The following is a 22,780-nucleotide window of genomic DNA, read 5'->3' on the forward strand; positions in this document are numbered from 1 at the left end:
ATAATTATATAAAAAATTATATAATTTAATTGAAATGTATAGATTTTTATGTAATGTGCAGCAGTGAAAGGGGATATGATGATGAGTTATGATGAACTAGATACACCGGCGCTATTAATTGATAAACAGGTGATGATGGAGAATCTAGCTGCTATGCAGCAATATGCGGACCGTCAGCAAGTCAAACTGCGTCCTCATACGAAAACACATAAAACACCTAGTCTTGCAAAGGTGCAGGAGGAGATGGGCGCATCTGGCTTAACTGTAGCGAAAGTAGGGGAAGCGGAAGTGATGGCAGCGCATGGGCTAACAGATATCTTTATCGCCAATCAAATTGTAGGTGAGACAAAGCTGAAGCGAATTCGAAAGCTGGCAGAGTCGATACACATTTCATTTGGAATAGATTGTGTAGAGCATGTGTTTCAAATTGAAGATGTCTTTCGTGGAGCAGAGAAAAAAGCGGAGGTTTTAATTGAGATAGAGGTTGGAGAAGAGAGGTCTGGTGTCATTGAAGAGAATGATTTCCGTCAAATCTTGCAGGGGATAAAAACATGTGACTTCGTTCATTTAAAGGGGATTTTTTCTCATGATGGTCATACATACAAGGCGGAAAGTAAAGCGCATTGTCAAACATTATATGAAGACGCTGTGAATCGAACGCTTCGGTTTGCACAGATTGCAAAAGAATCAGGCATGCTGCTAGAGGTAGTGAGCATAGGATCAACACCGCCGTTCTTATTTCAATTTGATATTCCCAAGGGAGTGACCGAAATCAGACCAGGTACTTACATCTTCATGGATGCCTCTCAGTCCAATGTGATCGGCACTTTTTCACATTGCGCAGCAGCTGTCCTGACGACGGTGATTAGTAAGCCAACAAAGACTCGTGTCATAACAGATGTTGGAGCCAAAGGGCTCACGGCTCAAACCCGTACAAAAGGGCTGACGAAAACAAAGGGACTAGGTAAGGTAAAAGACTTTGATGATGTATTTGTTTCCAGTGTATTTGATGAGCATGCCATCATTTATCACGAAGGCTTCCGTCAGACTGTCCAGATCGGTGAGAAGGTGCAAATCATTTCAAATCATATTTGTCCCGCTGTCAATCTCCATGAAAAAGCCTATCTCATCCAAGATGGTGAAGTAGTCGAAGAGCTTGACATTGCTTGTAAAGGTAAACTTCAATAAATCAACAGGACAAGGCGACTTCGTTGGGGCATCATTATGATGACACGACAACATCCACCATGCACATGAATTTGTTGAAACCAAATCCATATATCCAGTCGTCTATTGAGTGTGTATCGGTAGACTGTCCACCAAATGACAGAGAAATGTGGATCCTTAGACGTATTTTCAAGCAATTATTCATAAATCACAGAAGTGACACGAGCCGTCTGTTACAATAAAAGAAATCATTTCTTGCAAAGTGTTCGTATGTGGTAAAGGATCCTCCTATTTTGACCGATATGAACGAATGGGAATAAGAAATGGAGGCTCTGTATGAAAAAACAATCGCAATTGCTGCTGCTATTCACCTTGACAGTGACATTACTAGCAGCCTGTCAGCAAGCGGGTCAATCGCCTTCAAAACAAGACACAAAAGCAGCTGCGTATGAACAATGGGTTCAGCGTTATATGGATGAGTTAAATGAAGCTTATGAAAACATGACCGACCAATTTATTTCAGATGGACAGGGAAAGATCCAAGTAAATAAAAAATTGAAAAAGGCGACGAAAGCCTTTGATCGTGTGATTCAAAAGGGGCTTGCTCATCAAGAAGTTCCAGCCGCTTATCAAAAGGCAGATGAACAATTAAAGACAGGTCTTCATTCATTTGAAAAAGGAATTGGTCAGGTGGAGCAGCTATTAAAGCGCCCAGATCAAGAAAAGCTGTTTATTTCCGCTACTCATCATCTCCAAGATGGATTGCAACAGACAGCTGCATTTATTGAAGAAGTAGGCCGCATTCAGCAATCAACATAAAAAAGCTTGGAAGGCGGCGGACTTCCAGGCTTTTTTTACATATAAAGTATTTGCTTTAAGCGGTGCACACCATCTTGAATCATGTTTTCGTCCGTACAAGCAAAGCCTAGCAGTAATCCTTTTCGATTGCTCTCAAAACAATAAGGACTTAATGGATAAATGCCAATACCTGCTGCTTTTGCTGCCTCAATACTGCCTTTTTCGTCAAAGTCTGGCGCTCCTTCCAAAAAGACATGAAGACCGGTATCTGTTCCATAAATATGAAAGTGCTTGTCAAATTGTTGTGTCAAAAGGGCATCCTGTCTTTTTTTATATAGCTGTCTCATTCGCCTGACATAACGCGTAAATTCTCCTTCTCTGAAAAAAGAGGCGAGTGTGATCTGTTCCATAATGGGCAGCTGTCTTTGAATGAGTGATTGCAAGGAAGCGATTTCTTTTATGATCGCTTTGGAGCCGATAATGGCAGCAAGACGGATGCCGGGTGCCAGTACTTTGGAGAAGCTTAAGATATAAATCACATGGCCTGATGCTTCTGAAAATAATGAAGGAAGCGGTCCGCCATGATAACGATAATCTCCATCAAAATCATCCTCTAGTAAATAAGACTGATGGCTGACGGCAAATTTCAGCAGCTGCTGCCTTCTGTTGACGCTCATACATACACCGGTTGGACGCTGATGGGAGGGCGTCACCGCAATCAGCTTTGTTCGCCGTGGCAATGTATTCACCATCATTCCTTCTTCATCGACGGGCGCGGGATAAATGTTCATTTCACGATGCATAAAGGAAAGCCTTGCTGCGTGCCTCCTGTTAACACGATTTGATCCTCTTCTACATCGATACCGCGTTCTACAGATAAGTATTGGCGTATTTCTGAACGTACTTCCCATAAACCATGCGGGGAGGAATAGCCCCAATCTTTCATCTCTAATCGCTGTAAAGCTTTCATGAGCGAGCGTTTCCATATGTTTTGGAAATGTTCATCGATGGCTGGTTCCTGATGACGAAAATCAATATCAAGCTTTTCATGAAATTGATTGGCCGACAGCCAGTGGTTCATTTGTTTCTCCGCCTCTTGAAAGTGTGGTCTTATTGGAAGAGGAAAAGGAGGCTCACCTTGATGGGGAGCGGAGGCTGCATAGTGGTCACTCGAAATAACCTTCGTACCGCCTCTTCTAGATGTGCTGACATATCCTCTTGCCAGCAGTTCATCATAAGCAAGCTGTATAGTTGATCTTGATACATTGAGCTCCTGTGCTAATACGCGTGTCGGTGTTAACTGATCATCAGGATTCAGTTTTTTGGAATGAATTTGTTGAATGATCCCAGTCACGATTTGCTGCCAGAGCGGGGTAGTACTTGAGCGGTCTAAATAAATATACATCGGGCACCTTCTCTCATTGTCACATATAACATGATGATGACACGGAAATATGGAGTGGTCAACAGCGTCATTTTTGGATATAGGAAGTAAGCCAAAAGGTGTGTACACTGTTCTCATATGCTTATGACTAGAGGAGAGAGTGAAATGATCCCTGCATCTAAAGAAGAAATCGCACCCCTATCCATCATTCCATTTATATTTGTTTTATTTGGTCTTTTTATGATTACAACCGCAGTGAACCTGCAGGTGCCCCTTTATACGTTGTATGCCGAACAAGCAGGGTACGGAAAAGCAGCTACAGCCCTTGTATTTGCTGCATATGTCTTCGGACTGATTCCAGTTTTGCTTTTTCTTGGCGGGATATCTGACCGGGCTGGACGCAAACCGGTTTTATTGGTCGCACTTAGTTTTTCGTTATGTGCTACCTTATTGATGATCGTACATCCTACCATTCAGATGCTCTTTTTGGCCCGGCTGCTGCAAGGGGTGGGGCTTGGCCTGAGTGTTGGTACATGCACCGCTTATTTGATTGCTTTATATCCAGAAAAATCAAGCTGGATTCCAACTTTTATTGCGTTATGCAGTTCGGTTGGCTTTGGGGGCGGTGCTCTTTTTACGGCACTTCTTTCTTTTAAGCATGTGTCGCTTGCGCCGCTTAGTTATTGGATTGTGCTTGGCTTTTTAATCCTAACGATCGTGGGTGTCTTCTTTTTCGTTCCACCTGTACAAGGAGATTCAGGTAAACGGATGATGAATATGCCAACATTTCCAAAAGGAACAATTCCAGCGAATGCAGCGATTGCTGTCGCGTGGTCGGTGTGCGGCCTCGTCATTTCGGTTTTGCCAGCACAGCTTAAATTGTATGGATATGAATTATGGGTAGGTCCGGCACTGTTTTTGATTAATATGGCAGGTGTCCTGATGCAGCCTTTTGTTCGCAAAATGAATAGCACAGCAGCGCTCCTTGCCGGATTTATCTGTCTTCCATGCGGATACGGTCTCTTGCTATTTGGAGCAAATAGTGGGTCCATCATTCTTGTGCTTGCCGGAACGATGATTGCGGGTACTGCCTGCTATGGATTTACTTATTTAGGTGGTCTTCAGCTTATTGTCGAGCGGGGAAAAAAGGAGGCAGCTAGAGCCGTTGCAGGTTTTTATTTGTTTGCCTATTTAGGTCTGGGACTTCCAAGTGTTTTTGTCGGGCTTTTCGCTGATCTGTACGGAACCCAGATGGTGTTAACCGTCTTTTTCTTGGTCGTTTTGGCAGCTTGTCTCACCCTTTTGATCTCAAGTGTCAGACAGAAACAAAAGTGAGGAGTCTTGCTTTCTCTTTTTCCTTCCATTCGTTTAAAATAAAGGCATGAGAGGGGAAGATGACATGAAAAAAGTGCAGCTGGACGGCGCATCGTGCAGGTCGCAAGAAGAGCTTCATGACCAACTAAAAACAGTTTTACACCTTCCTGACTATTACGGGAAAAATCTTGATGCCCTATGGGACTGTTTGACAGGAGAAGTAAATCTGCCAGTAGAGCTAACATGGGTGAATTTTGACACAAGCAAGGACGCTCTTGGCGAGTATGCAGAAAGCGTAAAGCAGTTATTTCAAGAAGCAGAAGAGGAATTGAAGGGACAATTTCAAGTGAGTATTCAATAATGGTGAAAAAGCAGCCGCTACCGCAGGCTGTTTTTTTATGAGTTTCCGTCTTTCTCATTCTGCTATTTGAATATTTTACTAGATGTGATAATATATGAATTGTCGTTTAATTGATAATGATAATCATTTTTAGTGGGAAGAGCTTGATAGAAAGTGAGAAACCAGTATGAAGTTGTATCAATTAAGTTTATTATTTGTATGTTTGGCATGTGTATCACTGTTTGTCGGTGTACAGGATCTGTCCATTTTACAGCTGTTTCATTTAACAGATGAACAAGTGCATACGTTAGTTTCAAGTCGCATCCCGCGTCTCATGAGTATTGTGCTTGCTGGCATGAGCCTTAGTTTATGCGGCTTTATTATGCAAAGCATGACGAGGAATAAATTTGTTTCACCAACCACTGCAGGAACGATGGATTGGGCGAAGCTTGGTATTTTAGCAGCAATGCTTGTTTTTACACATGCGAGCCCGCTCATGAAAATGGGAATCGCGTTTCTATTTACTTTAGCTGGGAATCTTCTTTTCTTAAAAATCCTGCGGCATATTAAGGTGAACGATACGATCTATGTACCTTTAGTCGGTTTAATGTTTGGCGGGATTGTCAGTTCAATATCTACGTTTATAGCCTATAAATATGATCTGATTCAAAACGTATCCGCATGGCTTCAAGGGGATTTTTCTCTTATTGTTCAGGGGCGTTATGAACTTCTCTATGTGAGTGTTCCACTATTGATCATCGCGTATTTATATGCTGACCGCTTTACAGTGGCGGGAATGGGTGAGAGCTTTGCCATCAACTTAGGTTTAACGTATAAACGTGTGATGGCGGTTGGTTTGGTGATTGTTTCGATGATTACATCTGTCACCATATTAACTGTCGGGATGCTACCATTCCTAGGCTTAATCATTCCGAATATTGTATCGATCTACCGCGGCGATCACTTGAAAAAGAGCCTTCCGCATACAGCCTTACTAGGAGCCATTTTTGTTCTGATTTGTGATGTGCTCGGAAGGGTAATCATTTATCCATATGAAATTTCAGTTGGGCTCATGGTAGGCATCATCGGAAGTGGGATCTTCCTGTACATGTTATTAAGGAGGAAACACTATGCATAAGAAACGAACATTATGCCTGATTGCAGCCATTGCAGCCGTGCTGATCGTGATTTTCATTACCTTTCAAATGGGGTACTGGCCGTACACAGTGCCAAGTCGATTAAAGAAAGTGCTGGCGATGACATTGACTGGAGGCGCGATTGCCTTTTCATCTGTTGTCTTCCAAACCTTGACCAACAATCGAATCTTAACGCCGAGCATACTGGGTTTAGACGCACTATACTTGTTTTTGCAAACAGCGATTATTTATCTGTTTGGCTCGACCAATTTTATGATCGTCAATAAAAACCTGAATTTTTTCCTTTGCGTTGGGCTGATGATTCTATTTTCTGTGCTGTTATATACGGTGATGTTCAAACGCAAAAATAAACACATTTTCTTGCTTCTGCTTGTTGGTATTGTCTTTGGGACATTGTTCAAAAGCCTTTCTTCTTTTATGGAAATGCTGATTGATCCAAATGAATACCAGGTCGTACAAGATAAATCCTTTGCAAGCTTTAATCACATGAACACAGATATCTTACTCATTGCTTCTGTTTTATTTGCGGCGCTGTGCCTTTATATTTGGACATTCCGCTCCAAATTAGATGTCATGTCACTTGGGAAGGAGCATGCGGTGAATCTGGGAATTGGCTATGACAGCATCACAAAAAAGATGCTGATCGTGATAGCCGTTCTTGTGTCCATCGCAACAGCACTTGTGGGACCGATTACGTTCCTCGGCTTACTCGTCGTAAATGTCGCACGAGAGCTCTTTCGGACTTACCGGCATACATACTTGCTACTAGGCTCTTTTTTCATCAGTGTGATTGCCCTTGTAGGCGGGGAGTTTCTTGTAGAAAAGGTATTTACTTTTCAAACGCCGCTGAGTGTCCTGATTGATTTAGTAGGCGGGTTGTATTTTATTTACTTACTTTTAAAGGAGAGTCGCTCATGGTCGTGATGAAGGGAGTCAGTAAGACATATAACGGAAAAACAGTGCTTCACAAAACAACTGTCAGTGTGAAAAAAGGACAGCTGACCTCTCTCATTGGTCCCAATGGAGCGGGGAAAAGCACACTTTTATCAATCATGAGCCGCTTGATTCAGCCAGACTCAGGTGCAGCTTATTTAGAAGACAAGCCATATAGCGCGTACCCACCACAGGAACTAGCAAAAAAGATGAGCATTTTAAAGCAGGCCAATCACATGAGTGTGCGCCTGACCGTTCGAGAACTTGTCAGCTTTGGTCGTTTTCCTTACTCACAGGGCCATCTGACAAAAGAGGATGAGAAAATGATTGATGTGTCCCTCCAATACATGAGGCTTGCCGATATCCAGCATCAATATGTAGATGAACTGAGCGGAGGACAAAGGCAAAGAGCCTTTATTGCGATGGTGCTGGCTCAGGATACGGATTATATTTTCTTAGATGAGCCTTTAAACAACTTGGATATGAATCATTCTGTTGAGATGATGAAGCTATTTAAGCAGCTCGTCAACGATCTTGAGAAAACGATTGTTGTGGTTCTCCATGATATTAACTTTGCATCTGTGTATTCCGATCATATCGTCGCTTTAAAAGATGGTCAGGTGATCAAAGAAGGCGGAGTAGAAGAAGTGATTCAAGCAGATGCACTTGAACAAATTTATGACATGCGCATACCGATTGAAGTCATTCACGGTGAGCGTATTTGCTTATATTTTTCTTAAAAAAATGAAGAGGTGATCACGTATGAAAAAATGGATTTGGATGATGACTGTATTAACAGCGATTGTTGTACTCGCTGCCTGCGGGAACCAAGGAAAAACAGAAGGAACAAAAGAGGAAACCGTCACGGTAAAAGACATGCTGAATAAAGATGGCGTGAAGATCAAGAAAAACCCGAAAAAAGTTGTCGTGTTTGATATGGGAAGTCTTGATACGTTAGACAAGCTAGGTGTAAATGTGACAGCATTACCAAAACAAGTGGTCCCAAAATATCTATCCAAATATGAGGATGACAAATATGAGAATGTCGGCGGTTTAAAAGAGCCGAACTTCGAAAAAATTGCAGAGATTAAGCCCGATTTGATTATTATTCAGTCACGTCAATCAGATGCATTCGATGAATTTTCTGAAATTGCTCCTACGATTTTGATGGATGTAGATACTGCCAACTATATGGAATCATTTAAAAAAAATGCCACGACGTTAGGGGAAATTTTTGATAAGGAAGACGAAGTCAAAAAAGAACTAGCAGCTATTGATCAAAAAGTAGATGCATTAAAGAAACAGACAAAAGAGTTGAAACAGAATGGTTTAGTGATCATGGCCAACGACAGTAAAATGACAGCCTTTGGTGCTAAGTCAAGATACGGACTCATTCATGATGTGTTTGGTATCACGCCGGCAGATCAAAAGCTTGAGCCATCTGACAAACACGGGCAAAGCATTTCGTATGAGTACATGGTCAAAACGAATCCGGATTACTTATTTGTCATTGATCGAGGCGCAGCGATCGGAGAAGAAACTTCTGCGAAACAGCTTGTTGAGAATGATTATGTGAAATCAGTCAAAGCGGTCAAAAACAACCATGTGGTGTATTTAAACTCTGACATGTGGTATTTATCTGGCGGCGGCCTTAAATCATTGACTGCCATGATTGATGAAGTAAAACAAGGAATTGACCAAAAATAATGGAAGAAAAGCTGCTCATACTGAGCGGCTTTTTTTTATTGTGGATTCATAAAAATATGTTGCGTGCAGGAAACTTTCATTGAAATATGTTATAGTGGAACCTACATTGATAGACTAAGATAGAGTGAGGGTTCGGAAAGGATGAAGGAGAAAACAAGATCAAAAAGAAGGCTGAGACCTTGGGTGAAAGTCGTGCTGTTTATCATGGCATTTGTCATGGTGATGGCAATATCCGTGACAGGATATGCCTACTATAAAATTTCAAAAGCGTCGAATAAGGCGCAAGTGTCATTAGAAAGAGGAGACACCTCGCAAAAGCGTGTGAAAGCTTTTGATCCAGGAAAGGACAGCTTCTCGGTCCTGCTGCTTGGAATTGACAGCCGTCCAGGTGAAACGGTAGACGAAGCAAGAAGTGATGCGGTCTTACTGGCGGCTGTGAACCGAACAGAGAAAACCATCAAGCTCCTTAGTATTCCTCGTGATTCTTATGTAGATATTCAGGGAAGAGGATATGATAAAATCGCCCACGCCCATGCGTTTGGGAGTGCAGATTTGTCAGTCAAAACGGTCGAAAACCTGTTGAATATTCCGGTAGACTATGTGATTTCAGGGAACTTTAAGGCGTTTCAAGACATTGTAGATGAGTTAAATGGAATTGAAGTAACGATTGAAGATGAAGGTATCGCAAAACAAATGGAAAAGGATTCAAAAGGGAAAGTTCATGTGCAAACAGGAACACATACGTTAAATGGCGAAGAAGCATTAGCCTTTGTAAGAACGAGAAAGGCAGATAGTGACCTCATGCGCGGGAAGCGCCAAATGGAAGCACTTCAAGCCATCTTTGAAAAGTCTAAATCTATTTCTTCGATCCCATCCTATGACAACATCATTGATACACTTGGTGATAATGTTTCAACCAATCTGTCCATGAAGCAGTTTATCGGTCTTTTCCCATTATTGAGCTCATTGAAATCAGTGGATCCCATTCAGCTAAAGGGCCATGATTATCAGCCTGGGAATGTGTATTACTTTGAGTTAGATGGCGCTGGATTAGAAGAAGTGAGAACAGAGCTGAGAGAACAGCTTGAATTATCATAAATAAGTAGGAGCCTGCCGCTGTGGCAGGCTTTTTGCTTTGAATGGGGAAGCGCGACAATGAAGCAACTTCAATTCGCTTGATGAAGAAAATAACGAGTCAGTAGTTCCTCTACCCGGTGACGTATACGTGGATTAAAGTATTTATGTTTTTCTTCATAGCCATCCATGATAAATAGATACGTTGTAAATCCTTCATCGTGTTCAATTTGCTGTACCTTCATTTTTTCTTTACGTAAATGCTGCTTTAGTTCATAAAGTGCTTTCTGTGCTTCCTTTAAGGCGGAGGTTACAAGCTGAATGTATGGTTCATTTAGTTTGAATGTTTGATGTTGTTTTAAGTGAGTCAAATCACGATTGAGGATGGAGACGACCATTGGAAGAAAGATGGCCTGTTCCATCATCTGAAGCTGTATTCTTGATAGTCTCGTCATGTCCAAGCCTGCTTTCTTTCTTGATAGAACACATGTTCTTGTTTATTATACCGAATGAGTCAAATAATCTCAAGGGGGGGATTCATTTGTATATTTTTATGTTTTCCATGTAAAATGAAAAGTAGACAAATCTTGAAGGAGTCAAACAAGTTGACATCATTTCTTTCTCTATTTACTCACGAAAATATCACATCATTTTTTGAGAGCTACAAGGCCTTTGGACCGATTGTGGCCATATTGCTCCCTTTAATAGAAGCATTTCTTCCGTTTTTACCACTCGTTGCGTTTGCTGTAGCGAATGCAAATGCATTCGGTCTTTGGGAAGGATTTTTATTGACCTGGATTGGCGCAAGTGCAGGGTCTATTCTTGTCTTTTTACTGATCAGAAAATTTGGACAGATGAGAATGCTCAACTTTATCAGCAGGCATCCTTCCATTAAAAAATTGATGCTTTGGGTGGAGAAGCGGGGGTTTGGTCCATTATTTATTTTACTTTGCTTTCCTTTCACGCCCTCTGCTGCCGTCAATGTTGTAGCAGGTTTATCAAGAATTAGTTTTTGGCAATTCTCATTAGCTACTTTATCGGGCAAGTGTGTCATGCTCTTTATCATTAGTTTTATTGGTTATGATCTTTCTGCTTTAGTTAAGAATCCGTTAAGAAGTGTTTTTGCGGTTCTAGTTATTGCGTTATTATGGTATGTTGGAAAGAGAGTAGAAAATAGATTGAACATTCGAATGAGCAAACGTGAGGACAAAGGAGGCTCTTAATGAAAAAGAAGCCATTGCTATGGTTGATGATTATTACAGGCATCGTCTTATTGTTCCAAGTAAAGAATTTCATGTTTGTCACGTACAAAGTAGAAGGGGTTAGTATGGACCCAACTTTTACAGATGGAACAGAATTATTAATCAATAAGTTCTCGCCAAAACTCACGAAAATTAGCCGGTTTGATTATGTGTTATTTCACGGACCTAAAAATCAAATCTTGATCAAGCGGGTCATTGGACTCCCAGGAGAAACGATCAAGTATGAAGATGATCAGTTATTTGTCGATGGTGAAAAAAAGAAGGAACCTTATTTAAAAGAGCAGAAACAACATAAAATGGGGAACGTCCTGACAGGGGATTTTCAGCTGAAAGCCATCACAGGAGACGATAAAATCAAAAACAATCATTACTTTGTGGTCGGAGATAACCGAATACATAGCTTCGACAGCCGGCATTTTGGCACCATTTCAAAGGATCAAGTTGTCGGTGTCAAAAGGAATACCAGCGAATAAAAAAAGGCGCTCTGCACATGCAAAGCGTCTCTTTTTTTATTTTGCGGCTTTATAATCAGGCTGCCTTTTTGCCCATACATGGTGTAAGAACCGGAAAAACGGTGGCAGCATTGCAATAACGAGAATAATTCTGACGACTTGTACAGCCACAACAAAGGTAGAATCCTCGTGCAGTGTGACTGCAGTTGTTGCCATCTCTGCAATACCGCCAGGCGAAAAAGCAAGAATGGCTGTAATGACAGAGATACCTGTGATTTCAGCAATGGCAATAGAGCTGAGGACAGTCGCAGCAATTAGCCCAGCTGAGCTGACGACAGCCACAATGAGAGTGTTTTTTAGCCCGACAAACATCTCTTTATTCATTTTTGACCCGATGGTTGCACCTAGAAATACTTGAGACGCAATGTTCGCTTGTGCCGGCCAATAAGGAATCAAATCATAACCTATGAGTGCGCCCGCACCAACTTGAAGAGCTGCGACGCCTAGCATGCTGCCGATCAGCCAAGGAGCAGGGAAATGAAGACGAACTGCTAGGCGTGACATGAGCCAGGCACCTAAAATAAGCGCAGCGGTCCAAGAGATGTTTGAAAGGGTGAAAACACCCGAAGAAAAAGCGCTCCCTTGCGTAACTACAGCCGCATCCGCTTGGTTTTTTGTATTTAAATAAAACACTGTAAATGGGATAGTGAGTACAACCATTAATACACGTATCGTTTGCACAAGACTCACAACAGCTGTATTGGCTCCCACCTCTTGGGCAATCCCCGGCATAGCGGATAAACCGCCGGGGGCAGTTCCGACAAAGCTTGTCAGCATATCTGTTTTGCTCAGCTTCCATAAGACAAAGCCTGAGAGCATCGCCAGTAGAATAGAAAAGACGAGCATGAAACTCACAGGGAGCCAATTTTCAGCGAAAATGTGAAGGACCTTCATATTCATTTTCTGTCCGAGTTCGATTCCGAGAATGAATTGACCAAGGAGCAGCCATCTGCTGTGAATACGTAAGGTGCTGGTTCCTTTACGCTGAAACAGGGTGGGGCGGCGCATAGCAATAAAAGCTGCTGTAATTAATGTACCTACCATCCAGCCAATAGACATACCTGTTAAAGACAAAAGAAATCCACCTAAACCGCTTATCGCAATGAGAATGAGATCGGTTCGAAGGCTGTTTCCTTGTTTCATCACATGTAAACCTTCTTCCTATATGTTTGTTCAGTAAGTGAAATGTTGTTAACTTCACTATAATACAAAAGTCTCTATAAATAAAATACGAATTTTTTCACTATTTTCATAAGATTATCTTATCGCTAAATGGTTAGTATATTTTTATAAAGAAAGATATAATTTTTACCAAAAACAAAGTCAATATACAACGATTTTCCCCTATTTATGTTATCAGTTGACTATCATTTTCAATTACACTACAATGCTTAGTGTGAGGTGATAACATGAAAATTCCTTCTTTTAAATATAATGAAAAGGGATTGAATCGTTTTTTTGGTCCTTTAGAGGGAAGAATTATGGAGATCCTTTATGAAGGTGAGGATATGCCGATTAAAGAGGTGCAGCAAAAGCTGTCAGATGAGAAGCCGATTAATTTCAACACCGTGATGACTGTGCTGAACCGCTTAACCGAAAAAGGAATTGTGGAGAAAAAAACAAAAGGGCGCTCATCTATTTATAATCCTATTTTAACAAAAGAAGAATTTCTAAATGAGCAAACAAAATGGATTACACAAGGATTGATGGACGATTTCGGTCCACTGGCAGTGAATCATATGGTGGATGCGATTGAAAGTGCTGATCCTGAATTACTCAAAGTACTAGAAGCACGACTAGCGTCTAAAAAAGAGGAGCAGCAAAATGAATAAAATGAAGTCGAGTCTGCTGTTTTCAGGCGGTATATTGATTGGTTTAGCCATTTTTTATCAGATGGGGTATTACGTACTTTCAAGCTTTTTTGGCTGGAGTCAAGCATATAACCTGATCCATGTATGCCAGTCTGTGCTCGAATTCTATGGGTTCACTCCTTTAAAATACTTTCTGGATGCCTTAGTCTTTTACACATTGGGTTTTGCGATTTTTTATATGACGAAACAAATCAAAAAGTACATTCAATTCAAGCAAAATCTGATGCTTGCAGTCGATCACCAGTCGACCGAATCTTTATCTGAGAAATATGCCAATGACATCATCGTGTTTCATTGTCATGAACCGCTTGCTTTTGCAATGGGGATGCTTCACCCAAAGGTTTATTTATCAACAGCTCTCATGGACATGCTAGATGAAGAAGAGATTGACGCTGTTGTTCATCACGAATTGCATCACAAATACAGCTATGATCCTTTAAAGGCTTTCATGTTCTCAATGCTCACAAAAGTCATTTGGTACATTCCAGTGTTAAAGCATATGAGACAAAGCTACTCTGTTTTTCGTGAAGTGATTGCAGATGACTATGCCATTCAGCAGACAGGTACTGAGCTTGGAGTAGGGCAGGCCCTTTTGAAGCTGATTAAAAAGAGAACCCAGTTTCAAAAACAAACAAAGTTTGCGGTGTCCTTTGGGGATCGGGCATTGAATTTAAGAATACAAAAAATTTTAAATCCAACTTACAATATTCCTTTTAATGTACCAATGATTCCAATCGTCACTTCAGCGATTCTGATGGTGGTCTTAATGATTATGCTCAACCTTAATTACTAATTTTTTTACTTATTAACATTACATTATGTAGTGTAAAAACAGGAGGAAATCACTATATGAAAACAAATCAAGAAATAGGAACACTTTTTGTACGCGTTATTTTAGGTATTATTTTCTTTTTACATGGGCTTCAGGCATATCAAGAAGGGCTGGGAGGCACAGCAGCATTCTTCGGACAAATCGGTGTACCTGAATTCATGGCCTACATTGTCAAGACAATTGAGCTAGTCGGTGGTATCGCCTTGATTTTAGGTCTAGGAACACGTATTTTCGCAGCATTATTCGTACCAATTATGGCAGTAGCGATTATCACTGTTGGTTTTTCTAAAGGATTTGTTGGTGGTTATGAATTTGAACTTTCGCTTTTCGTCATGGCGCTTTATTTAACTCTTAGTGGCAGTAAGCTGTTATCAATTGATGGGATTCTCAAGCATCAGCAGCAAAGCAATGAAGCAAAATTTCATTAAAAGATGATAAAAAACTCCTTCTGCTCTTTGTGGCAGAGGAGTTTTTTTAATGGTCGAATTCTCATTTTCTCGTTTGAAAATAAGGAAGGGATGTGAGGCTTTGCTATATTTAGCGCTTTCTTTGACAGATTGAATGAACGAAATATCGATTTCATTTTTTGACGGAACATACGATCTCCTATTAAAATAGGACTATCTATGATGCATGGTGCGTTAAAAGATATAAAAACCATACAGCGTGCTGCTGCTCATCTTGAGCGATACGTTTCATTAGCTCTTTTGTTCCTTGATCCCGGACATAGTCTGATACGCTTAAGTAAAAATCGACCGTTTTTTGTTCATCTTTAAAGGCAAACATAAGTCCTTCTCTGAATTGGTCTGGACAAGGTTCTGTTACGCTTGGTTTGTGGTTTTTACCTGTTAAAGAATAATATAGCTTTGAAAATAGTTGATAGTGTCTGACTTCATCCTGGCGTATTTCTTGAATGATCTTCTTTGCTTCAGGATTTTTTGCCTTTTGGGCAAGTTTTTCGTAGCATTGGATCGCAGAATACTCACCATTGATCGCTTTCTCAAGGTCTGAAATGATTCTTGTGTTTTGGCGCATGTCATAAGGCGAGTAGTCATAGTAACCGTAATACATGATATTGCCAGCCTCCTTTTAGTTCATGATGGTTTATGATATGAAAAGAGTGAGGAAAGGTGCCTATGTTTTTTTCAGAAAGGAGAATGGGAACGTGATAGGAAAATAGCTATTTACCTTTATTTTCGCTAGAATATGAGTACATAAGAAAGGTGTTGTGGAACGTGGAGATTCAGTTTTTAGCAGGCAGATCGGGGAGTGGAAAAACGACTGCAATCTTAGAGGAAATCAAAGAACAGCTTCGGCTTGATCCGTTGGGTCCGCCAATCATTTTTTTAGTCCCGGATCAAATGACATTTTTAATGGAATATGAGCTTGCGAAAACGTCTGAAGCTGGTGGAATGATCAGAGCTAAAGTATTTAGTTTCACTCGTCTTGCTTGGTCTATTTTACAGCAGACTGGTGGAGCGAACCGGCAATTTGTGACAAGCACAGGAATTCAAATGCTTTTAAGAAAAGTGATTGAAGAGCAGAAAGACAAGTTTAAAGTATTCAAAAAAGCGAGTGATAAGCCGGGGTTTGTGGAGCAAATCGAAAAAACGATGGCTGAATTCAAAAGATACTGTATGCTGCCGGAGGATATTGAGAAAATTTCAGCGTCTAGCATGCATTCAGAGTATACAGAAGAAAGACGGGCAGCCGAAAAATTGCATGATCTCCATGTTCTTTATCAGCAGATGGAGCAGCATTTACAAGATGAATATGTGCACTCAGAAGACTATTTGACTCTTCTTGCCCAGCAAATTCCTTCAGCTGAAGAAATAAAAGGAGCACACATCTATATAGATGGTTTTTATCAATTTACACCGCAGCAGCTTCTTGTCATTGAACAGCTCTTGCTGCATGCAGCAAAAATAACTGCGGCTTTCACAGTAGATCGATCCTATCATGATAGGCAGCCAAATGAACTTGATTTATTTCGTATGACAGGTAAAACGTATTTCCAGCTCTATCAGCTTGCTAAAGAGTGCGGAGCTGACATTTCTGAAAACATTTTTGAAAGAAATCATCGGCACCTTTATACACCAGATCTTGCTTATTTAGAACACCAATATGAGCAGCGGCCCGTGCAGCCATATCAGGAAAACACCCCTCATCTCACAGTGTCTAAAAGTGCAAATAAACGAGCTGAAATTGAGGGAGTAGCAAGAGATATTCTTGATTTAGTGAGAGAAAAAGGACTCAGACTGCGAGATATCTCGATTGTAGCGCGGCATGTAGATGACTATAAAGATACGTTAAAAGAGGTTTTTAGAGATTACGATATTCCTTTTTTTATTGATGGAAATGAATCGATGCAGTATCATCCGCTCATCGAATTGATTCGTTCGAGCTTGGATGTCATAAAAGGAAATTGGCGGTATGAAGCGGTATTTCGCTGCGTGAAAACAGAGTTCTTATTTCCGGCTGAAATCACTAAGAACAAAGCGAGAGAGCATGCAGATCAGCTTGAAAACTATTGTATTGCTTATGGTGTAAAAGGAGAGCGCTGGACAAACGGTTCCCGGTTTCATTACAGGCGTTTCCAATCATTAGATGAGGATTTCGGACAAACAGATCAAGAAATTGAAATGGAACAAATGCTAAATGACGTCAAAGAATGGATCGCGCCCCCGCTTTACCAGTTGCAAAAAGGGCTCAAAAAAGCGCAAAAGGTAAGGGACATGGTAGAGGCTGTCTATGTCTTTTTAGAAGAGATACAAGTACCAGATAAGCTTGAAAAAGCGAGGCTTGAGGCTGAAGAAGCAGGTCGATTAGCTGAAGCAATGCAGCACGGGCAAGTATGGGATGCGGTGATTCAATTAATGGATGAATTTGTTGACATGCTAGGTGACGAAGAGCTCTCATTTCCTTTATTCCAACAGATGATAGATACAGGATTAGCTTCTCTAAAATTCGCTTTGATTCCGCCTTCACTCGACCAAGTATTTATCGGAAGTATGGATTTATCCAGAATGTATCAAGTGAAGTGTACGTTTATCATTGGTGTAAATGATGGCGTTATTCCCGCACGCCCCTCTGATGAGAGTGTATTGTCTGAGGATGACCGAGAATGGTTAAAACGAGCAGGAGCAGAGCTAGCAGAGACAGGAAAGGAACGGCTGCTAGATGAGCAATTTTTAATTTACCAAGCGTTATCAAGTCCATCCCGACATTTGTATCTATCCTATGCGGCTTCTGATGCAGAAGGACGTTCTCTATTGCCTTCGACACTCATCAAGTATTGCCAAGAGCTTATGCCAAATCATCAGCAGGCTCTTTATGTGTTAGATCCAGAACAGCTAGAAGATGAGGAGCAATTAAAATTTGTAGCGAATGAGCATGTTTCGTTGTCGTATACCGTCTCACAGCTGCAGCAATGGCTCAATCAATATCCCATTAGCGGTGTATGGTGGAGTGTCTATAACTACTTAATGACATCTCCTCATCGGGATGTATCAAAAAACATCATGTCAAGTTTGTTTTTTACAAATCGAGCGCAGCCATTAAAACCTAATGTCACAAAAGAACTTTACGGTGACCATATTCAGGGCAGTGTTTCAAGAATGGAGAAATTCAATGCGTGTGCATTTTCTCACTTTGCTTCCCACGGTTTAAAACTAAAGGATCGACAATTTTACAAATTGGAAGCACCCGATATTGGCCAGTTGTTTCACTCGGCTTTGAAGCATATTTCAGATACGCTAGTTGAACAAAAAAAGGATTGGAAAAACCTAACGAAGGAAGATTGTGTAAACTACTCAAGATATGCAATCGAACAGCTTGCTCCGCGTCTTCAAAAGGAGATTCTATTAAGCTCTAATCGGCATGCTTATATTAAAGAAAAGCTTCAGAAAATCTTAATTCGAGTCTCTTCTATATTAAGTGAACATGCCAAATTGAGTGGATTTTCTCCAGTAGGGCTTGAGTTAGGTTTTGGGGGCCAAGGGCCTTTGCCGCCGTTTACTTTTCAATTAAAGAATGGCTGCACGATGGAGCTTGTCGGAAGAATTGACAGGGTAGATAAAGCAGAAGGTTCAAAAGGGCTGCTTTTAAGAATCGTCGATTACAAATCCAGTGAGAAAGGTCTTGACCTAGCAGAAGTATACTATGGTCTTGCCTTGCAAATGCTCACATACTTAGACCTAACCATTACGTATTCGAAAGAGTGGCTCGGCGTAGAAGCAACGCCTGCTGGCATTTTATATTTCCATATTCATGATCCGCTCATTCAAGCACCGATTCCACTTGCAGAGGATGAAATTGAGCAGGAAATATTCAAGAAATTTAAAATGAAGGGTTTATTGCTTGAAGATGTGGAAGCAGTAAAGCTAATGGATCAAACGCTTGATTCAGGTAGATCGCAAGTCATTCAAGCCGGTTTGAAAAAGGATGGGTCTTTCCGTTCTGATTCGGCAGTTTTAAGTGAAGATCATTTCCATATACTCACACAACACGTTCGGCGCACATTTGAAGAAGCAGGCGAAAGAATTACAAATGGAGAGGTCGCAATTAATCCATATAAATTAAAGGATCAAACACCTTGCCGCTTTTGTTCATTCAAGTCTATTTGCCAATTCGATGAATCAATAGAAGATAATGATTTTAGGGTGCTCACCTCTGAAAAGGATGATGTTGTGATAGAACGGATCAAAAAAGAAGGGGATCAGTATGCAAATACCAAAACCGAATAACAGTACGTGGACGGATGACCAGTGGGAAGCCATCGTTTCAGAAGGACAAGATATCTTGGTTGCGGCGGCGGCTGGGTCAGGTAAAACAGCTGTTTTGGTTGAACGCCTGATTCGAAAAATGACCCGGCCTGAACATCCAGTTGATGTGGACCGTCTGCTCGTTGTGACTTTTACAAATGCTTCTGCGGCAGAGATGAAGCATCGGATCACAGAAGCACTTGAAAAAGAATTAGCCAAAAACCCTGGGTCTCTTCATATGAGAAGGCAGCTGTCCCTCATGAATCGAGCCAATATTTCAACCTTGCACTCCTTTTGCTTGCAGGTTTTGCGCACCTTTTACTATGAAATTGATCTTGATCCAGGCTTTCGTTTGGCTGACCAAACAGAAGGAGAACTATTAGGAGATGAAGTGTTAGACGAACTGTTTGAGGATGAATATAAGGCTGGAAAGCCATCATTCTTTGAATTGGTTGATCGTTACACGTCTGACCGTCACGACTTAGATTTGCAATGGCTCGTGAAGAGAATTTATGAGTTTTCGAGATCACATCCTTCTCCGGAGCAATGGATGCGGGCATTTCTTTCACTTTATGATGTAGATGCTCAAACAAAAGTAGAAGAATTACCGTTTTATCCATATATCAAAGAAGATCTTTCTCTCGTTCTCCGGAGCTGCCAGGAGCTGCTTGAACGAGCTCTTTCGCTATCAAAAGAACCGAGCGGCCCAGCACCGAGAGCAGAGAATTTTATAGATGATTTAGAGCAAGTTAATGAATTAATCCGTCATCAAGATGATTTTGAGAAACTTTATGAGCTTTTGCCGAACGTCAATTTTAAAAGGCTCAAAACGTGCAAAGGGGACGAATATGACCCTGCTTTAATAGAAAAAGCCACAGATGCACGTAATCAAGCAAAAAAACAATTAGAAAAACTAAAAGATGAATATTTCATGCGCAGTCCTGCCCAGCATTTAAAAAGCTTAGCTGAAATGAAGCAAGTTGTGGAGACACTTGTAGAGCTTGTGATCCAATTTGGTGAGCGTTTCGAAAGAGCGAAGCAGGAAAAGTCAATTGTCGACTTTTCGGATTTAGAGCACTATTGCTTACGCATTTTAGCGGAGCAGGATGCAGAAGGACATTTGATCGAAACAGAAGCTGCCAAGTACTATCAACAGCAGTTTGAAGAAGTACTCGTTGATGAATACCAGGATACAAACCTTGTACAAGAAACGATTTTAAAGCTTGTATCTAAGGGGAAACATTCTGCAGAGGGCAATCTGTTTATGGTTGGTGATGTAAAGCAGTCTATTTATCGTTTTAGACTGGCTGAGCCCATGCTTTTTTTAAACAAATATAAACACTTTCAACCAGACGGCAAAGAAACAGGGAAGAGGATCGATTTAAATAAAAACTTCCGCAGCCGTTCAGATGTTTTAGATAGTACGAACTTTTTGTTCAAGCAGCTGATGGGGGAAACAGTTGGAGAAATTGAATATGATGAACAAGCTGAATTAAAGCTTGGAGCGAGTTATCCAGAAAGCAAAGATACAACGACAGAAATGCTTCTTGTCCACTTAGATCAGCAGGAAACAGAACCCGGCGAAGAGCGAGAAGAGCTCGAGACCGTCCAATTTGAAGCGAGAATCATTGCTAAAAAAATAAAAGAATTAGTGGAGCAGCCATTTCAAGTGTACGATGCAAAGCAGCAAATGACCCGTAACTTACAGTATCGTGACATTGTCATTTTGCTTCGATCTATGCCTTGGGCTCCGCAAATGATGGAGGAATTAAAGAAGCAGGGAATCCCTGTATATGCGAATCTTTCCTCTGGTTATTTTGAAGCAACAGAGGTGTCTGTCATTCTTTCTTTGTTAAAAGTCATCGATAATCCATATCAGGATATCCCGCTTGCTGCTGTTTTAAGATCACCTATTGTTTATTTAGACGAAAATGAATTGGCACTGATTCGAACAAGTGATAAAAAAGGCACGTATTATGATGCTGTAAAGGCATTTATGAGTGTGACGCATTCTGATCACCCTACATGCAAAAAACTAGAGCGATTTTTCCAATTACTGCGCAAGTGGCGTGATTTTTCTATCAATCATTCGGTGGCAGAATTAATTTGGGAAGTCTACCGTGACACGCAGTATCTTGATTATGTTGGCGGGATGCCTGGAGGTAAGCAGCGGAAGGCGAATCTTCGTGCCCTTTATGACCGGGCCAAGCAATATGAAAAAGCTGCCTTTAGAGGGCTATTTCGATTCCTTCGTTTTATTGAAAGAATGCAGGAGCGTGGGGATGATCTTGGTGCGGCAAAAACGTTCAGTGAAACAGAGGACGTTGTGCGCATGATGACGATCCATAGCAGTAAAGGATTAGAATTTCCAGTCGTCTTTACCGCAGGGCTCGGCAGGAACTTTAATATGATGGACTTAAACCAGTCTTATTTACTTGATAAAGAACTAGGCTTTGGAAGCAAGTATATCCATCCTGAGCTGAGAATTAGTTATGCGACATTACCGCTTGTGGCGATGAAAAAAAAGATGAGAAAAGAGTTATTATCTGAAGAATTAAGGGTCCTATATGTAGCGCTCACAAGGGCTAAAGAAAAATTATTTCTGGTCGGCTCTGTCAAAAATCAGGTGAGAGCATTAAGCAAATGGCAAAATGCCGCAACCGGAGAAGAGTGGCTGCTCCCTGATTTTGAACGGTATCAATCGAAAACATACTTAGATTTCATTGGCCCTGCCCTCATCCGTCATCAAGCGATGTCATCTGTTTTAGAAGAAACAGGAGATGTTGTTCTTTCGCATCCGTCTACATTCACTATCTCATTTACGCAAGCTTCTGATCTTTTAAAGGAAGATATGTCACTTGAAAAGAATGAGCAAGACGAGATTGTACAAGCATTGATCAATGGTCTGCCTGTTGAAGGATATGGTGATGCTGATGAGCAGGTGGCAGAGAGGCTCTCATGGAAATATCCGTATCTAGCGGCCTCGCAAGTCGGCACAAAGCAGTCTGTTTCCGAGATAAAAAGAATGAAAGAAATACAGGATGAGTACAGTGTTCCTTCTTCTATTCGAAAAGCTCGTGCAACATTGTATGACCGGCCGGCTTTCATGAAGAAAAAAACACTCACTGCCGCAGAACAAGGCACCGCAATGCATACAGTGATGCAGCATATCCCGCTTCCTTCTGAGGAGCCCTATGATGAATCACGTATAGGACACTTGCTCGAATCCTTACAGCAGCGAGACTTGCTAACAGATGAGCAGATCCAGTCAATAAATCAAGAGGGAATTGCTGCTTTCTTCTCTACTTCAATTGGTCAAAAACTGCTAAAAGCGGACTGGGTGAAACGAGAGGTGTCATTTAGTATGGTGTTACCTGTTAAAGAGGTATACAGTCATATTGATACGGAGGGAGAGCCTGTTCTGATTCAAGGGATGATTGACTGTTTATTTGAAACAGATGGAAAGCTATATTTACTAGATTATAAAACTGATAGAGTACAAGGCAGATATACAGTTGACGCTGCTGAACCGATCTTGAAAAAGCGTTATGAAACCCAAATAGCGTTATATGCAAAAGCTGTAGAACGTTTGACAAACAGAACATTAGAGGAGAAAATTCTCTATTTCTTCGATGGGAATTTAGAAATTTCTTTATAAATGTATCG

General features: G+C 41.0%; 21 protein-coding genes. 16 read left to right on the top strand and 5 right to left on the bottom strand.

From position 1 onward, the window contains the following. Positions 1-81: 81 nt before the first annotated feature. Positions 82-1,188: a D-TA family PLP-dependent enzyme gene (locus MKY83_RS05145; protein ID WP_106067178.1), complete on the top strand. Its 1,107-nt coding sequence runs from the start codon at positions 82-84 to the stop codon at positions 1,186-1,188. A 315-nt stretch (positions 1,189-1,503) separates the two neighbouring features. Beyond that, positions 1,504-1,986 carry a hypothetical protein gene (locus MKY83_RS05150; RefSeq protein ID WP_106067179.1) on the top strand — a complete coding sequence of 161 codons (483 nt, stop codon included), beginning with the start codon at positions 1,504-1,506 and terminating at the stop codon, positions 1,984-1,986. A 35-nt stretch (positions 1,987-2,021) separates the two neighbouring features. Here the strand turns inward: MKY83_RS05150 and MKY83_RS05155 are convergent, their stop codons facing one another. Both MKY83_RS05155 and MKY83_RS05160 read right to left on the bottom strand, forming a co-directional pair. Then, entirely contained in the window at positions 2,022-2,714 is a 693-nt protein-coding gene (locus tag MKY83_RS05155) for a PLP-dependent aminotransferase family protein (RefSeq protein ID WP_223252844.1), read from the bottom strand. A gap of 38 nt (positions 2,715-2,752) precedes the next feature. Continuing rightward, positions 2,753-3,370, bottom strand: a complete 618-nt coding sequence (locus MKY83_RS05160) for a GntR family transcriptional regulator (RefSeq protein ID WP_223252845.1) — start codon at positions 3,368-3,370, stop codon at positions 2,753-2,755. A 144-nt stretch (positions 3,371-3,514) separates the two neighbouring features. On the opposite strand from MKY83_RS05160, the gene MKY83_RS05165 reads away from it, so the two are divergent. The 7 genes from MKY83_RS05165 (at position 3,515) to MKY83_RS05195 (ending at position 9,898) form a co-directional block, all read left to right on the top strand. Continuing rightward, complete coding sequence (locus MKY83_RS05165) at positions 3,515-4,684, top strand: MFS transporter (RefSeq protein ID WP_065098910.1); 1,170 nt, start codon at positions 3,515-3,517, stop codon at positions 4,682-4,684. A 64-nt stretch (positions 4,685-4,748) separates the two neighbouring features. Beyond that, positions 4,749-5,024, top strand: a complete 276-nt coding sequence (locus MKY83_RS05170) for a barstar family protein (protein ID WP_044140712.1) — start codon at positions 4,749-4,751, stop codon at positions 5,022-5,024. 166 nt (positions 5,025-5,190) lie between these two features. Continuing rightward, on the top strand, positions 5,191-6,141 hold the full coding sequence (locus tag MKY83_RS05175) for an ABC transporter permease (protein ID WP_065098909.1): 951 nt from the start codon (positions 5,191-5,193) through the stop codon (positions 6,139-6,141). Next, on the top strand, positions 6,134-7,084 hold the full coding sequence (locus MKY83_RS05180; protein ID WP_065098908.1) for an iron chelate uptake ABC transporter family permease subunit: 951 nt from the start codon (positions 6,134-6,136) through the stop codon (positions 7,082-7,084). Before MKY83_RS05175 ends, MKY83_RS05180 begins: the two co-directional genes overlap by 8 nt. Next, entirely contained in the window at positions 7,075-7,833 is a 759-nt protein-coding gene (locus MKY83_RS05185) for an ATP-binding cassette domain-containing protein (RefSeq protein WP_044140715.1), read from the top strand. The genes MKY83_RS05180 and MKY83_RS05185 overlap by 10 nt, the downstream gene beginning before the upstream one ends. A 22-nt stretch (positions 7,834-7,855) precedes the next feature. Further along, complete coding sequence (locus tag MKY83_RS05190) at positions 7,856-8,800, top strand: siderophore ABC transporter substrate-binding protein (protein ID WP_065098906.1); 945 nt, start codon at positions 7,856-7,858, stop codon at positions 8,798-8,800. Between the two features lie 141 nt (positions 8,801-8,941). After that, the gene (locus tag MKY83_RS05195; RefSeq protein WP_065098905.1) at positions 8,942-9,898 is read left to right on the top strand and encodes an LCP family protein; all 957 of its coding nucleotides are present in this window, start codon (positions 8,942-8,944) and stop codon (positions 9,896-9,898) included. A 68-nt stretch (positions 9,899-9,966) separates the two neighbouring features. Here MKY83_RS05195 and MKY83_RS05200 read toward each other — a convergent pair whose 3' ends face one another. Further along, a complete protein-coding gene (locus tag MKY83_RS05200) occupies positions 9,967-10,329 on the bottom strand; it encodes a hypothetical protein (protein WP_003210969.1) in 363 nt (120 codons plus the stop codon). Between the two features lie 150 nt (positions 10,330-10,479). On the opposite strand from MKY83_RS05200, the gene MKY83_RS05205 reads away from it, so the two are divergent. Then, positions 10,480-11,097, top strand: coding sequence for a TVP38/TMEM64 family protein (locus MKY83_RS05205; RefSeq protein WP_080772985.1), 618 nt, complete (start codon positions 10,480-10,482; stop codon positions 11,095-11,097). Beyond that, a complete protein-coding gene (lepB, locus tag MKY83_RS05210; RefSeq protein ID WP_041815362.1) occupies positions 11,097-11,609 on the top strand; it encodes a signal peptidase I in 513 nt (170 codons plus the stop codon). Before MKY83_RS05205 ends, lepB begins: the two co-directional genes overlap by 1 nt. Before the next feature lie 36 nt (positions 11,610-11,645). On the opposite strand, the gene MKY83_RS05215 is transcribed toward lepB, so the two are convergent. After that, positions 11,646-12,791, bottom strand: a complete 1,146-nt coding sequence (locus MKY83_RS05215) for an AbrB family transcriptional regulator (RefSeq protein WP_044140720.1) — start codon at positions 12,789-12,791, stop codon at positions 11,646-11,648. Between the two features lie 266 nt (positions 12,792-13,057). Between MKY83_RS05215 and MKY83_RS05220 the strand changes: the two genes are divergently transcribed. The 3 genes from MKY83_RS05220 to MKY83_RS05230 are packed head-to-tail and all read left to right on the top strand — an operon-like array spanning position 13,058 to position 14,779. Next, a complete protein-coding gene (locus MKY83_RS05220) occupies positions 13,058-13,480 on the top strand; it encodes a BlaI/MecI/CopY family transcriptional regulator (RefSeq protein ID WP_003210872.1) in 423 nt (140 codons plus the stop codon). After that, complete coding sequence (locus MKY83_RS05225; RefSeq protein WP_065098903.1) at positions 13,473-14,312, top strand: M56 family metallopeptidase; 840 nt, start codon at positions 13,473-13,475, stop codon at positions 14,310-14,312. Before MKY83_RS05220 ends, MKY83_RS05225 begins: the two co-directional genes overlap by 8 nt. 56 nt (positions 14,313-14,368) lie before the next feature. After that, on the top strand, positions 14,369-14,779 hold the full coding sequence (locus MKY83_RS05230) for a DoxX family protein (protein WP_065098902.1): 411 nt from the start codon (positions 14,369-14,371) through the stop codon (positions 14,777-14,779). A 196-nt stretch (positions 14,780-14,975) separates the two neighbouring features. Here the strand turns inward: MKY83_RS05230 and MKY83_RS05235 are convergent, their stop codons facing one another. Further along, entirely contained in the window at positions 14,976-15,422 is a 447-nt protein-coding gene (locus MKY83_RS05235; RefSeq protein ID WP_044139865.1) for a ferritin-like domain-containing protein, read from the bottom strand. A gap of 164 nt (positions 15,423-15,586) precedes the next feature. On the opposite strand from MKY83_RS05235, the gene addB reads away from it, so the two are divergent. Beyond that, a complete protein-coding gene (gene addB / locus MKY83_RS05240; protein ID WP_065098901.1) occupies positions 15,587-19,096 on the top strand; it encodes a helicase-exonuclease AddAB subunit AddB in 3,510 nt (1,169 codons plus the stop codon). Next, the gene (gene addA / locus MKY83_RS05245; RefSeq protein WP_065098900.1) at positions 19,074-22,772 is read left to right on the top strand and encodes a helicase-exonuclease AddAB subunit AddA; all 3,699 of its coding nucleotides are present in this window, start codon (positions 19,074-19,076) and stop codon (positions 22,770-22,772) included. Before addB ends, addA begins: the two co-directional genes overlap by 23 nt. Positions 22,773-22,780 lie beyond the last annotated feature (8 nt).

This window comes from Bacillus sp. FSL M8-0266 (assembly GCF_038613425.1).
In the GTDB taxonomy this organism is placed as follows: domain Bacteria; phylum Bacillota; class Bacilli; order Bacillales; family Bacillaceae; genus Bacillus; species Bacillus pumilus.

Excerpts from the sequence above, each read along its gene's own strand:
- MKY83_RS05145 (WP_106067178.1), top strand. The coding sequence starts at position 82 with ATGAGTTATGATGAACTAGATACACCGGCGCTATTAATTGATAAACAG.
- MKY83_RS05150 (WP_106067179.1), top strand. The coding sequence starts at position 1,504 with ATGAAAAAACAATCGCAATTGCTGCTGCTATTCACCTTGACAGTGACA.
- MKY83_RS05160 (WP_223252845.1), bottom strand. The coding sequence starts at position 3,370 with ATGTATATTTATTTAGACCGCTCAAGTACTACCCCGCTCTGGCAGCAA.
- MKY83_RS05165 (WP_065098910.1), top strand. The coding sequence starts at position 3,515 with ATGATCCCTGCATCTAAAGAAGAAATCGCACCCCTATCCATCATTCCA.
- MKY83_RS05170 (WP_044140712.1), top strand. The coding sequence starts at position 4,749 with ATGAAAAAAGTGCAGCTGGACGGCGCATCGTGCAGGTCGCAAGAAGAG.
- MKY83_RS05175 (WP_065098909.1), top strand. The coding sequence starts at position 5,191 with ATGAAGTTGTATCAATTAAGTTTATTATTTGTATGTTTGGCATGTGTA.
- MKY83_RS05180 (WP_065098908.1), top strand. The coding sequence starts at position 6,134 with ATGCATAAGAAACGAACATTATGCCTGATTGCAGCCATTGCAGCCGTG.
- MKY83_RS05185 (WP_044140715.1), top strand. The coding sequence starts at position 7,075 with ATGGTCGTGATGAAGGGAGTCAGTAAGACATATAACGGAAAAACAGTG.
- MKY83_RS05190 (WP_065098906.1), top strand. The coding sequence starts at position 7,856 with ATGAAAAAATGGATTTGGATGATGACTGTATTAACAGCGATTGTTGTA.
- MKY83_RS05195 (WP_065098905.1), top strand. The coding sequence starts at position 8,942 with ATGAAGGAGAAAACAAGATCAAAAAGAAGGCTGAGACCTTGGGTGAAA.
- MKY83_RS05200 (WP_003210969.1), bottom strand. The coding sequence starts at position 10,329 with ATGACGAGACTATCAAGAATACAGCTTCAGATGATGGAACAGGCCATC.
- lepB (WP_041815362.1), top strand. The coding sequence starts at position 11,097 with ATGAAAAAGAAGCCATTGCTATGGTTGATGATTATTACAGGCATCGTC.
- MKY83_RS05215 (WP_044140720.1), bottom strand. The coding sequence starts at position 12,791 with ATGAAACAAGGAAACAGCCTTCGAACCGATCTCATTCTCATTGCGATA.
- MKY83_RS05220 (WP_003210872.1), top strand. The coding sequence starts at position 13,058 with ATGAAAATTCCTTCTTTTAAATATAATGAAAAGGGATTGAATCGTTTT.
- MKY83_RS05225 (WP_065098903.1), top strand. The coding sequence starts at position 13,473 with ATGAATAAAATGAAGTCGAGTCTGCTGTTTTCAGGCGGTATATTGATT.
- MKY83_RS05230 (WP_065098902.1), top strand. The coding sequence starts at position 14,369 with ATGAAAACAAATCAAGAAATAGGAACACTTTTTGTACGCGTTATTTTA.
- MKY83_RS05235 (WP_044139865.1), bottom strand. The coding sequence starts at position 15,422 with ATGTATTACGGTTACTATGACTACTCGCCTTATGACATGCGCCAAAAC.
- addA (WP_065098900.1), top strand. The coding sequence starts at position 19,074 with ATGCAAATACCAAAACCGAATAACAGTACGTGGACGGATGACCAGTGG.